The sequence below is a fragment of the Methylibium sp. T29-B genome, assembly GCF_000576225.1.
GTDB lineage: Bacteria > Pseudomonadota > Gammaproteobacteria > Burkholderiales > Burkholderiaceae_C > Methylibium > Methylibium petroleiphilum.
In genome coordinates, this window is sequence record NZ_AZSN01000110.1 from 1 (window position 1) to 12,491 (window position 12,491).

9 protein-coding genes and 4 pseudogenes are annotated in these 12,491 nt (G+C 70.6%); 9 read left to right on the forward strand and 4 right to left on the reverse strand.

The window, feature by feature from the left end:
- Positions 1-302: pseudogene (locus Y694_RS15470) on the reverse strand (hypothetical protein); the annotation flags it as partial.
- An 11-nt stretch (positions 303-313) separates the two neighbouring features.
- Positions 314-1,998: pseudogene (gene argS, locus Y694_RS15475) on the reverse strand (arginine--tRNA ligase).
- A gap of 130 nt (positions 1,999-2,128) precedes the next feature.
- Here argS and Y694_RS15480 point away from each other — a divergent pair.
- Together Y694_RS15480 and Y694_RS15485 are read left to right on the forward strand one after the other, a co-directional pair.
- A complete protein-coding gene (locus Y694_RS15480; RefSeq protein WP_051495817.1) occupies positions 2,129-3,472 on the forward strand; it encodes a serine/threonine-protein kinase in 1,344 nt (447 codons plus the stop codon).
- A gap of 145 nt (positions 3,473-3,617) precedes the next feature.
- The gene (locus Y694_RS15485; RefSeq protein ID WP_011827756.1) at positions 3,618-3,905 is read left to right on the forward strand and encodes a PsiF family protein; all 288 of its coding nucleotides are present in this window, start codon (positions 3,618-3,620) and stop codon (positions 3,903-3,905) included.
- Positions 3,906-3,935: 30 nt separating this feature from the next.
- Here Y694_RS15485 and Y694_RS24910 read toward each other — a convergent pair whose 3' ends face one another.
- A complete protein-coding gene (locus Y694_RS24910) occupies positions 3,936-4,661 on the reverse strand; it encodes a DUF3047 domain-containing protein (protein WP_197028798.1) in 726 nt (241 codons plus the stop codon).
- Between the two features lie 652 nt (positions 4,662-5,313).
- Positions 5,314-6,227 (reverse strand): annotated as a pseudogene (locus Y694_RS15495) (LysR family transcriptional regulator).
- Between the two features lie 109 nt (positions 6,228-6,336).
- Between Y694_RS15495 and Y694_RS15500 the strand changes: the two are divergent.
- The 7 genes and pseudogenes from Y694_RS15500 to Y694_RS15525 form a co-directional block, all read left to right on the forward strand.
- Positions 6,337-7,047, forward strand: a complete 711-nt coding sequence (locus Y694_RS15500) for a haloacid dehalogenase type II (RefSeq protein WP_011827759.1) — start codon at positions 6,337-6,339, stop codon at positions 7,045-7,047.
- 25 nt (positions 7,048-7,072) lie between these two features.
- Positions 7,073-8,659 carry a malate synthase A gene (gene aceB, locus Y694_RS15505; RefSeq protein ID WP_011827760.1) on the forward strand — a complete coding sequence of 529 codons (1,587 nt, stop codon included), beginning with the start codon at positions 7,073-7,075 and terminating at the stop codon, positions 8,657-8,659.
- A gap of 113 nt (positions 8,660-8,772) precedes the next feature.
- Positions 8,773-9,024 (forward strand): hypothetical protein, encoded by a 252-nt coding sequence (locus Y694_RS24915; RefSeq protein ID WP_051495818.1) that lies wholly within the window; start codon positions 8,773-8,775, stop codon positions 9,022-9,024.
- Positions 9,021-10,109, forward strand: a complete 1,089-nt coding sequence (locus Y694_RS15510; protein ID WP_051495819.1) for an NAD(P)/FAD-dependent oxidoreductase — start codon at positions 9,021-9,023, stop codon at positions 10,107-10,109. The genes Y694_RS24915 and Y694_RS15510 overlap by 4 nt, the downstream gene beginning before the upstream one ends.
- Before the next feature lie 285 nt (positions 10,110-10,394).
- Positions 10,395-11,024 carry a sigma-70 family RNA polymerase sigma factor gene (locus tag Y694_RS15515; RefSeq protein WP_152543521.1) on the forward strand — a complete coding sequence of 210 codons (630 nt, stop codon included), beginning with the start codon at positions 10,395-10,397 and terminating at the stop codon, positions 11,022-11,024.
- Complete coding sequence (locus Y694_RS15520; RefSeq protein WP_231497717.1) at positions 11,021-11,758, forward strand: anti-sigma factor domain-containing protein; 738 nt, start codon at positions 11,021-11,023, stop codon at positions 11,756-11,758. The genes Y694_RS15515 and Y694_RS15520 overlap by 4 nt, the downstream gene beginning before the upstream one ends.
- 36 nt (positions 11,759-11,794) lie before the next feature.
- Positions 11,795-12,491 (forward strand): annotated as a pseudogene (locus tag Y694_RS15525) (M13 family metallopeptidase N-terminal domain-containing protein); the annotation flags it as partial.

Here is a 12,491-nt window from a genome sequence, read left to right on the forward strand (position 1 = left end):
GCCGTGCCGGTGGCCGGACCCGAGGCCGCGGGCGCCACCGTGACACCGGCGCCGGAGGCGGCTGGCGCCGGCTTCTTGCCATGCAGCGGCGTGTTGGGATCCCAGTTGCGGTTGCGTTCGGCCTCGGCCGCGTCCTGCTCCGCGGTGCGCTGCGGGACCTTGTTGATGAACGGGATCGGCACCTTGGTGACGTACAGCGCAACGCCCAGCGCCAGCGCCAGGCCGATCAGCAGGCCGGCGATCAGGCCGACGATGAAGCCACCGTGCTGCGACGAGCGACGAGAGAAGGGGAAGAAGGGCATGGCAGCTCCGGTCACATCCTGTCGGGGGCGCTGACGCCGAGCACCGCCAGGCCGTTGCGCAGTACCTGCGCGGTGGCGGCGAGCAGCGCCAGCCGCGCGCGGCTCAGCGCCGGGTCGTCGGTGAGAAAGCGCTCGGCCGCGTAATAGCTGTGGAAGGCGCCCGCCAGGTCGCGCAGGTAGAACGCCACGTCGTGCGGCGCCAGGCTCTCGGCGGCGCCGCTCAGCATCACCGGGTAGGCGGCCAGCTTGAGCATCAGTGCGGCCTCGGTGGGGGCCACCAGCCGCGCGAGATCGGCCTGGGCCAGCGTGGCCGGGTCGCCGGCCTGCTGCTCGCGCCACTGCACGATGACCGAGCAGATGCGCGCATGCGCGTACTGCACGTAGTAGACCGGGTTCTCGTCGTTCTTCTTCAGCGCCAGGTCGACGTCGAACACGAACTCGGTGTCGGCCTTGCGGCTGATCAGGAAGAAGCGCACCGCGTCCTTGCCGGTCCAGTCGATCAGGTCCCGCAGCGTCACGTAGCTGCCGGCGCGCTTGGAGATCTTGACCTCCTCGCCGCCGCGCATCACGGTGACCATCTTGTGCAGCACGTAGTCGGGGTAGCCCGCGGGAATGCCCACGTCGGCGGCCTGCAGCCCGGCGCGCACCCGCGCGATGGTGCCGTGGTGGTCGCTGCCCTGGATGTTGATGACCTTGTGGTAGCCGCGCTCCCACTTGTTGACGTGGTAGGCCACGTCGGGCACGAAGTAGGTGTAGCTGCCGTCGGACTTCTTCATGACGCGATCCTTGTCGTCGCCATAGTCCGTGGTGCGCAGCCACAGTGCGCCGCCGTCCTCGAAGGTCTTGCCGGCCGCGACCAGCTTGCCCACCGTGGCCTCGACGCGGCCGGTGGCGTAGAGGCTGGATTCGAGGAAGTAGTGGTCGAACCGGACGCCGAAGGCCTGCAGGTCGAGATCCTGCTCGTGGCGCAGGTAGGCCACGGCGAACTGGCGGATGCCGTCCAGGTCGGCGGGGTCGCCGGAGGCGGTGAACTCGCGGTCGTCGGCCTTGACGGTCTTGCGGGCCAGGAAGTCGGCGGCGATGTCGGCGATGTAGTCGCCGTTGTAGGCGCTCTCCGGCCAGCCCGCGTCACCCGGCTTCAGGCCCTGGAGGCGGGCCTGGGTCGACGCGGCGAGCGTGCCGATCTGCACGCCGGCGTCGTTGTAATAGAACTCGCGCGTGACCTGCCAGCCTGCGTCTCGAACAGTTTGCAGATCGCATCGCCGAGCGCCGCCTGGCGGCCATGGCCCACGTGCAGCGGGCCGGTAGGGTTGGCGGAGACGAACTCGACCAGCGCCCGCTCGCTCGTGGCCGGCTGGCGGCCGAAATCGGTGCCGCTCGCCAGCACCTCGGCGACGATCTGCTGCTTGGTGCTGTCCTTGAGCCGCAGGTTGATGAAGCCGGGGCCGGCGATCTCGAGCGCCGCGACCCAGCGCTGCACCGCTTCACGGCGCTGCAGTGCGTCGATCAGGGCCTGGGCCAACTCGCGCGGATTGCGCTTGAGCGGCTTGGCGAGCTGCATCGCCGAGGTGATGGCGAGGTCGCCGTGGGCGGCCTGTTTCGGACTCTCGAAGGCGGCAATCGGGGGCTGCTCGGGCGCCAGTTCGGCGAGTGCATCGCCGAGGGCCGCCAGGAGCTCTTGCTGGGCACGGATCATCGCCGGATTCTAGGGGCGGGGTCGGTACGCGATCGATGGGCAGTCCTTCACGGCGGGCGGGCCGGCGAGCGTGGCATCCCCGTCCCTGACATCAGGGCGGTGGAAAGATGCGGCCACACTTGCCTCCGCCATGAGTCCATCCCCCGCTTCCTCCGACGCCCTGCCCGAACGCATCGGCAAATACCGTGTGCTGCGCAAACTCGGCGAGGGCGCGACCAGCGAGGTCTTCCTGTGCCGGGACGACTTCAACGAGCGCGACGTCGCCGTCAAGCGCGTGCGCGCCAGTGCGCTGGCCGACGTGAGCGACGGCGCGCTGCACGCGCGCTTCTTCGCGGCCGAGGCGGCGCTGGTCGGGCGGTTGCAGCACCCCAATGTCGTGCAGATCTTCGACGCGGTGCCCGACCCGACCGAGCCCTACGTGGTCATGGAGCACGTGGCGGGCACCACGCTGCGGCCGTTCTGTCGCGCCGACCAGCTGCTGCCGCTGGACCAGGTGGTGGAAATCGGCTTCAAGTGCGCGATGGCGCTGGGCTATGTGTCGCGCCAGGGCCTGATCCACCGCGACGTGAAGCCGGCCAACCTGCTGGCCAGCACGAATGCGAACGGCGACATCGTCGACGTGAAGGTCAGCGATTTCGGCAGCGTGCTCAACCTGCAGGCCGACACGACCCAGGTGTTCCGGGTCGGCTCGCTGGCCTACATGTCGCCCGAGCAGCTCGATGGCGGCACGCTCGACGCCCGTGCCGATGTCTACTCGCTCGGTGCGGTGCTCTACCACCTGATCGCCGGCCGCCCGCCGTTCGACGCGAGCGCGCAGTCGGTGCTGATGGCGCAGATCTACAGCGCCCAGCCCGCCTCGCTGTGCGGCCTGCGCGGCGGGGTCGAACCGGCGCTCGACGCAGTGATCCAGCGTGCGCTCGCCAAGCGCGCCGACGACCGCTACGCGGACTGGGACGAGTTCGCCCAGGCGCTGTCGGCGCTGGTGGCCAACCGCCAGGTGCCGCGCGGCCAGGTCCAGGGCGTGCTCGACTCGGAGCGCTTCACGCTGCTGCGCGCGCTCGAGTTCTTCAGCCAGTTCGGCGACGTCGAGCTGTGGGAGGTGGTGCACCGCTGCGCCTGGCAGCGCTATCCGCTGGGCCACCTGATCTACCGCCGTGGCGAGGAGGGCAACACCTTCCACATCATCGCGGAGGGGGCGGTCGACGTGTACCGCGACAGCCAGCGCGTGGCGCACCTCGGCGCGGGCACCTCGGTCGGCGAGATGGCCTACCTGGCGCCCAACCCCGAGCTGCGCCGCCATAGCACCGACGTGACGGTGGTCGCGCCGGCCACGATGATCTCCTTCACGCCGGACTCGATGGCGCGGCTCAGTCCCGGCTGCCGCCACCTGTTCGACGAGGCCTTCATCCGCGTGCTGGTGCGCCGCCTGCACGTGGCCCACGAGGCGCTGGCGCATCCGCGACGGATCGCCTGACCACGCGCCCAGCCTGACAGCCAGCCATCGGCGTCAACGCCGGTCGCGCGCCGCCGTTCAGGCGCTTGTGGTGTGCACGGGGGCCATGCTTCAATGGCTGCGGCGGTGCCCGCCGCATGCCCCGACCCCAAGCGAAGGAGATCCGATGAAGAAGCTGATCAACGCTGCGGCCCTGTGTGCGGCCGCCTTCGTGCTGCCCGCCCATGCCGCCGATGCGGCGGCGTCCGCGCCGACCGCGCAGCAGACCAAGATGTCCACCTGCAACAAGGACGCCGGCGAGATGAAGGGCGACGAGCGCAAGGCCTTCATGAAGAAGTGCTTGTCCGCCAAGCCCGCCACCCAGCAGGACAAGATGAAGAGCTGCAACAAGGACGCCGGCGAGATGAAGGGTGACGAGCGCAAGGCCTTCATGAAGGAGTGCCTCAGCAAGTAGCCGCCGCTGCGCGACGGCCACCGCCCCGGCTCAGTACACCTCGAGCCGGCGTGCGCCGTCCTGCAGCACGATCTGCCCGAACTCGCTGAGGCCTTCGCCGTGGCCGAACAGGCTCACGCCGATCAGCCACACGCGCGTCACGCGCGCCGGGACCCGGTCGCCGATCGCCCGGCGATAGAGCGCGTGCAGGTTGACCGATTCCTCGACCCAGCGGCCCAGATCGGCGGTGCCTGAGCGCGTGACCACGTGGGTCTCGCGGTCCTTCCAGGCCGGCAGCGGGCAGGCGAAGATCTCGCCCACCGGCAGGCTGTGGCTCCACAGGAAGGTGAGGTCGCGGCCGTCGTCGAACTCCACCGCGATGCTCATGTAATCGTGCGTCGGCACCTGGTTCTCGGGCGCCCGGGCCGGCAGTCGCTCCGCCTTCCAGCGCCAGCGCAGCACGGTGTCGGGCGTCAGGTCGAAGGGAGTGTCCTTCTGCAGGATGCCGACATCGTCGCGGGTGTGCAGCCGGATCGCGCGGGGCGGGTGGCCGGGGCCGGTGGGGTGTTCGACCTCGGTGAAGATCTCGGCCGGGCCGAGTTCCCACAGGTAGTGCCAGTCGTCCGGTGGCGGTGTGGTGCCGCCGCCCAGGCGCTGGACTTCGGCCGCGGCCAGGGGCCACCACCGTGGGCAGCGCGGCGAGCCGCTGCAGTTCGGACCCGATGTGCACGCCGGCGCGCCATTGCAGCAGCGCGACGCTGACGCCGCCGCCGGCATCCGGGTTGGCGGCGGCCGGTTCGCCCGCGTAGCGGCCGGTCTCGTCGAGCCAGCGCAGTCCCGGATAGAGCTTGAGCTGCAGCGTACCGGCACGGTCGGCGGTCACAGTGTCGGTCGCGCGCTCACCGCGGAAGATCGGGCCCTGGTCACCGATGCGGCTCCAGACGGCCATCGGGGCGTCGAGCGACAGCGCGTAGGCGCGTGACCACCACACCCGCCCGCTCTTCAACAGCGTGACGCGGTCGCCGGGCAGCAGCGCGAGGCCGGTGTCCAGCCAGGGCCCGACATCGCCGCTCAGGTGCAGCACCTTGAGCCCCACGATCGCCTGCCCGGCCTGGGGTGCGACGGCCTGCCGCACCGCCGTCTCGAAGGCGCCGTGGTCGACCGCGGACGGTGGGGGCGGTGCGGCCGTGGCCGTCGCGGCCACGGCCGCGGCGATGCCGGCGGCCCACAGCGCGAGGGCGAGGAGGGAACGTCGTGCCGCCGGGAGCGGGAGTGTCATGAGGCAGTCTCCTGTAGGGATCGTCGCGGCGCCGCGCTGCGGCAGGCCGGCCCGGCGCGATGCCGGGCGACGTCACCTTAGGAGCCAGGGGGCCGGTCGCCGCAGAGCAGATTGCCCGCGGCGGGCCGGGAAGATCGCCCCCGGTGCGATTCAGGGCATCGCGGGCGACCAGTAGGTCGAATCGCCGTAGGTGTGCTTCAGGAAGTCGATCCACAGCCGCACGCGCAGCGGCAGGTGCTTGCGCTGCGGGAACACCGCGTAGATACCGTTCGGCGGCGCCGCGAAGTCGTCGAGCAGCGTGACCAGCGCGCCGCTGGCCACCTCCTGCTCCACCTCCCAGGTGCTGCGCCAGGCGATGCCGTGGCCGGCGAGGCACCAGTCGTGCAGCACCTGGCCGTCGGAGCAGTCGTAGCGGCCGCTCGGCCGCAGGTGCGTCAGTTCGCCGTCGACGCTGAACGCCCAGCCGCGCGCCTGGCTGGCGTTCGAACTCAGCGTGAGGCACTGGTGGCGGCCCAGTTCGCCGGGATGCTGCGGCGTGCCGGCGCGCTGCAGGTAGGCGGGGGCCGCCACGCACAGGCGGCGGTTGTCGGCCAGCCGCAGGCTGACCAGGCTGGAGTCGGGCAGGTCGCCGACCCGCACCGCGCAGTCGTAGCCCTCGTTGACGATGTCCACCACCCGGTCGCTGAGGTTCAGCGACACCGACACGTCGCGGTGCGCCTCGGCGAAGCGCGGCACCAGCGGCGCCACATGGCGCCGGCCGAAGCCGGCCGGCGCGGTGAGGCGCAGGTGGCCGCTCGCCTTCACGCCGCCGGCGCTGACGCTGGCCTCGGCATTGGCCAGGTCGGTCAGCAGGCGCTGGGCGTCCTCCAGGAAGGCGCTGCTTCGTGCGTGAGCGTGATGCGCCGGGTGGTGCGCACCAGCAGCTTCACCCCCAGGCGCTCTTCCAGTGCATCGATGCGGCGGCCGATCACGGCCGGTGCCACGCCCTCGGCGGCGGCGGCAGCGGTCAGGCTGCCCTTGGTGGCGACGGCGGCGAAGGATTCGATCTGCTTGAGGCGATCCATGGCGAGCAAGTGGGGCGGATTCGGGGCAGATTACTGATGCTCCAGTAAAAGATCAAGCGCAAATCGGTCGCTAAATGCGCACTCAGGTTCGTAATAAAGTGGCCTCTCGATGAAGTCACCCAAGCCGTCCCTGTCCGTCCAAGCCGTGCTGTTCGACGCCTACGGCACGCTGTTCGACGTCTACAGCGTCGGTACGCTGGCCGAGCAGCTGTTTCCCGGCCAGGGCGAGGCGCTGGCGGTGCTGTGGCGTGACAAGCAGATCGAGTACACGCGCCTGGTGTCGATGAGCCAGCGCTACCGGCCGTTCTGGGAGCTCACGCGCGCGGGGCTGCGCTACGCCTGCGCGCGGCTGCAGCTCGACCTGACGCCGGAGCGCGAGACCCAGTTGCTCAACCAGTACCGCCACCTCGGTGCCTTTCCCGAGAACAAGGCGGTGCTGACGGCGCTGAAGGCGCGCGGCGTGACCACGGGCATCCTCAGCAACGGCGACCCCGAGATGCTGGGCATCGCGGTGCGCAGCGCCGGCTACGTGGACGACAAGGGCCAGGGCCTGCTCGACCACGTGCTCAGCGTCGAGAGCGTGCAGCGCTTCAAGACCGACCCGGCCGCCTATGCGCTGGGCCCGCAGGCGCTGGGCATTCCGGCCCGGCAGATCCTGTTCGTTTCCAGCAACGGCTGGGACGCGATCGGCGCGACTTGGTACGGTTACTGCACGCTGTGGGTGAACCGCTTCAAGCTGCCGCTCGAGGCCCTCGACACCGAGCCGACGCGCACCGGCAGCAGCCTGCGCGACGTGCTCGACTTCTTTCCCAAGACCTGAAACTCCCTGTCCCTAGGAGCTGACCATGACGACCCTCCAACTGCCCGCCGGCCTGCAGATCAACGCGGCGATCCTGCCGGGCTTCGAGACCATCCTCACGCCGGCGGCGCTCGAGCTCGTGGCCAAGCTGCACCGCACCTTCGAGCCCCGCCGCCAGGAACTGCTGGCCGCGCGCGTGGCACGCGTGAAGCGGCTCGATGCCGGCGAGCGCCCCGATTTCCTGCCGGAGACGAAGGCGATCCGCGAAGGCGACTGGAAGATCGCGCCGATCCCGAAGGCGCTGGAGTGCCGTCGCGTCGAGATCACCGGGCCGGTCGAGGCCAAGATGGTCATCAACGCCTTCAATTCGGGCGCTGATTCGTACATGACCGACTTCGAGGACAGCAACTCGCCGGTCTGGGCGAACCAGATCCAGGGTCAGATCAACCTGTACAAGGCGATCCGCCGCACGCTGACGCTGGGCCAGGCGGGCAAGACCTACAAGCTCAACGACAAGATCGCGACGCTGCAGGTGCGCCCGCGCGGCTGGCACCTCGACGAGAAGCACGTGCTGGTCGACGGCCAGCGCGTCTCCGGCGGCATCTTCGACTTCGCGCTGTTCCTGTTCCACAACGCCAAGGAGCAGATCGAGCGCGGCGCCGGCCCGTTCTTCTACCTGCCGAAGATGGAGTCGCACCTCGAGGCGCGGCTGTGGAACGACATCTTCATCGCCGCGCAGAAGGAGATCGGCCTGCCGCAGGGCACGATCAAGGCGACGGTGCTGATCGAGACCATCCTCGCCGCGTTCGAGATGGACGAGATCCTGTACGAGCTGCGTGAGCACAGCGCCGGGCTGAATGCCGGCCGCTGGGACTACATCTTCTCGTGCATCAAGAAGTTCAAGAACGACCGCGACTTCTGCCTGGCCGACCGCGCCAAGGTCACGATGACGGCGCCCTTCATGCGCGCCTACGCGCTGCTGCTGCTCAAGACCTGCCACAAGCGCGGCGCGCCCGCGATCGGCGGCATGAGCGCGCTGATCCCGATCAAGAACGACCCCGAGAAGAACGCCATCGCGATGGCCGGGATCATCAAGGACAAGCGCCGCGACGCGAACGACGGCTACGACGGCGGCTGGGTCGCGCACCCGGGCCTGGTCGAGTCGGCGATGAAGGAGTTCGTCGACGTGCTGGGCGACCGCCCGAACCAGATCGAGCGCCAGAAGCCCTACACCCACATCACCGCCGCGCAACTGCTGGAGTTCGCGCCCGAGGCCCCGATCACCGAGGCCGGGCTGCGCATGAACATCAACGTCGGCATCTATTACCTGGCGTCCTGGCTGGCCGGCAACGGCTGCGTGCCGATCTACAACCTGATGGAGGACGCCGCCACCGCCGAGATCTCGCGCTCGCAGGTGTGGCAGTGGATCCGCAGTCCCAAGGGCGTGCTCGCCGACGGCCGCAAGGTCACCGCCGACATGGTGCGCAAGATGGTGGCCGAGGAGCTCAAGGGCATCAAGGACGCCGGCTACGAAGGCCAGACGGTCGACCGCGCGGCCGAGATCTTCGAGCAGATGAGCACCCAGGATGCGTTCGCCGAGTTCCTGACGCTGCCGCTGTACGAAGAGATCTGATCGAGGCCGTGAAGGACGGGCTGCGGGGCAGCCCGTCCCCGCCGTGCACCGCGACGCGGCGCGCCGCGGTGCGCACGGTTCGTGCATGAGTGCGGGTTGACACCGAGTCGACCATGCCCGACGAACCCTGCACGCGCATCCTCATCGTCGGTGCCGGCTTTGCCGGCACCCAACTCGTGCGTTCGTTGCACCGCCGGCTGCCGCCCGGCGTGGAAACGACGTTGCTCTCCGACGAGAGCTACACCACCTTCAATCCGATGCTGCCGGAAGCGGTGGGGGCGTCGGTCTTCCCGGAGCAGGTGGTCGTGCCGGTGCGCGAGATGACGCGCCAGGGCGGCGCCTGCCGCTTCATCATGGGTCGGTGACGCAGGTCGATCTGACCGCGGGACGCCTGGTCTGCCGCACGCTGGCCGGCGAGCGCGAACTCGCCTACGACCACCTGGTGCTCGCGGTCGGCAACCGGGCCCGGCTCGACCTGCTGCCCGGCATGGCCGAGCACGCGCTGCCGCTCAAGACCGTGGGCGACGCGATGCACATCCGCAACACGGTGCTGCGCCGGCTGGCCTGCATCGAGCTGGAGGACGACGCATCGGCGCGCCGCGCGCTCGGGCACTTCGTCGTCGTCGGGGGCGGCTTCTCGGGTGTCGAGGTGGCCGGCGAACTGGTCGACTGCCTCGCGAGCATCCGCCGCTACTACCCGCGCGTGGCGGCCGACGAGTTGCGCGTCACGGTGCTGCAGGGGCTGGACCGGCTGCTGCCCGAGCTGTCGCCCCGGCTCGGCGTCGCCGCGCTGAACTCGCTGCGCGAGCGCGGTGTGGACGTGCGGCTGATGGCCCGGGCGACCTGCATCACGGCCGACGGCGTGCAACTGGGCGACGGGGAATTCATCGAGGGGCGCACCGTGATCGGCACCATCGGCACCGCAGCCAACCCGCTGCTTGCCAGGCTGGGCCTGCCCCTCAGCGGGGGCCGCGTGGTGGTGGCCGGTGACCTGTCGGTACCGGGCTATCCCGGGCTGTGGGCGGTGGGCGACTGCGCCTGCGTGCCCAACGCGCTGGACGGCAGCACCGCACCGCCGACGGCGCAGTTCGCGGTACGCGAGGCGCAGCACCTCGCGCGCAACCTCGGCGCGGTGGTGACCGGGGCACCGACCACGGCCTTCCGCTACCGCTCGCGCGGCATGATGGCCTCGATCGGTCACCTGAAGGGCGTGGCCGAGGTCGCCGGCCTGCCGCTCACCGGCTGGCCGGCCTGGCTGGTGTGGCGCGCCTACTACCTGTCGCAGATGCCGTCCTTCGGTCGACGGCTGCGCATCTTCTTCGAGTGGTTCTGGGGCATGTTCTACCCACCCGACATCACCCACCTGCGCTTCACCCGCAGCGCCGAACTCGGCAGCGACGAGGAGCGGCGGCAACGCGAGGCCAGTGCCACTGCAGTCGCGACGGTGTGATGCAGCATTGCATGCGAGCGCCGCGCCGGGCCGCTGTGTTGCGCTCGTGTCCCCCGCGGTCCGCCCGTGGGGCCGGCCGCGGGGGACACGAACGTAGCCGCTCACCCGGCGGCGTGGTCTGCAGCGCGCGGTACGAGCATGCAATGCGACGCAAGAGCCCGCCGCACATCAGATTTCGTCACGGTGCATCCCGGCGGCTGCATCCGCAGGACTCTCGGCTCCGTAGTACCGGAACCATCGGCCGGTGCATCGCGCCGCGCCTGCCGCGTTCCCCTGAATCCCACCATGCCCACCCACGCCTCGCCCTGCTGGTACGCAGCCCCGGCATGTGCTGACAGAATCCGCCCATGTCCAGCAGTCCCCCCCCGCCGCACGGCCGATCCTTTCGACTACGAGTCGGCGCTCGAAGCCTGCGCCCGTGGCGAACGCTTCGCGCTGCGGGCGCTCTACGAGCGCGAGGCGCGCTGGCTGCTCGGCGTGGCATTGCGCATCGTGCGGGACCGTGACATGGCGCACGACGTGCTGCAGGACGCCTTCCTGCAGGTCTGGCAGCGGGCGTCGAGCTACCAGCGCGCGCTCGGGTCGGCGCGCGGCTGGATCTACACCGTGGTGCGCCATCGCGCGCTCGACGAGGTGCGCCGCGTGCGCCGCGAGACGCCGGTGGGCGACGAACTCGAAGCGCTGGCCGACCAGCATGCCGCGTCGAACGCAGTGCATGAGCTGCCGCATGCCGACGCGGCCTCGCTGTCGCGTTGCATGGAGACGCTGGACGAGCGCAAGCGCGACTGCATCGTCTACGCCTTCGTCGAGGGCTACACCCACGAGCAGATCGCGCAGCAGACCGCCACGCCGGTCGGCACCGTCAAATCGTGGATCCGTCGCGGTCTGCTGTCGCTGAAGGAGTGCCTGTCGTGAGCCTCGACGATCCGCACGAGCGCAGCGCCACCGCCGGCGAGTACGTGCTGGGCACGCTGGGAGCGTCCGAGCGTGCCGAGTTCGAACGTGCGCTGGGTGAGGACGCGGCGCTCCAGGCCGAGGTCTACGCGTGGCAGGACCGCCTTCTCGGTCTCGCGGGCCGCGTCGCGCCGGCCGAGCCGTCGGCCGGCCTGTGGCCGGCCATCGAAGCCCGCTTGCGCTCCGGTCCGGCCACGGCGGCGGAGATTCCGACGCGTGCTGCGGCCCTGCCGGCTGCCAACGACCCGGCCTGGCGCCGCCTGCGGCGCTGGCAATGGACCAGCGGCCTGGCGATCGCCGCCTCACTGGTGCTGGCCACGCTGCTGGTGCTGCGCGCGCCGGCGCCGGCCGACGCGCCTCGCTACCTGGCGGTGCTGCAGGCCCCGGGCAGCAACACCACCGGCTGGGTCGTCGAGGCCACCGCTGGCGGGCAGTTGCGGCTGGTGCCGGTCGGCACGACCGAGGCCGTGCCGCCGGGCAAGGCGCTGCAGTTCTGGACCAAGGCCGAAGGCGCTGCCGGGCCCACCTCGCTCGGGCTGGTGCGGGCCGGGCAGGTCACCGAACTGCCGGTCGCGACGCTGCCGACGCTGGAGGCGAGGCAGTTGTTCGAGCTCACGCTGGAGCCCGAGACCGGCTCGCCGATCGGCCGGCCGACCGGGCCGATCCTGTTCGTCGGCCGCTCGGTGCGCCTGTAGCGGCAGGCGCCGCCCTGACCGCCTGGAGACGCCTTCTTGAGCCCGCACGACCCGCCCTTCCGTCCTGTCCACGCCTGCGGGCTGCATCGTGCGCTGTTCGGCCCCGAGTCGGCGGCGGGCCAGGCCGAACCGGGCCGTGGCGCGGCGGCGTCGGGCATTGAGCAGGGCTGCTTCGACCGCTCGGTGCGCGTGCAGGACGACCTGTTCCGCCATGTCAACGGCGGGTGGCTGAAGCACACCGCCATTCCCGCCGACCGCGCGTCCACCGGCGCCTTCATGCAGATCCACGACCGCATCCAGGACCAGTTGCTGGCCCTGATCGACGAGGCGTCTGCCGAGGGCCAGGACGGCGAGGCGCGGCAGATCGGCGATCTGTACGCCAGCTTCATGGACGAGGCCGCGATCGAGGCGCGTGGCCTCGCGCCGCTGCAGGACGAACTGGCGGCTGTTGCCGCGATCAACGATCGCGCGCAGTTCGGTGCATGGCTTGCCGACGCCGTCAGCGCCGGCCTGGGGGTGCCGCTGGCCCTGCACATCGGCCAGGACGATCGCGATTCGACGCGCTACGTTCCCTTCCTGTCGCAAGGCGGCCTGGGCCTGCCCGACCGCGACTACTACCTGCTGGAGGACAACGCGCGTTTCGGCGAGGTGCGCGCGCAGTACCGGGCGCACATGGCCGCGATGCTGGTGCTGGCCGGCGAGCCTGCGGCCGCGGCCGAGGCGGCGGCGCGGG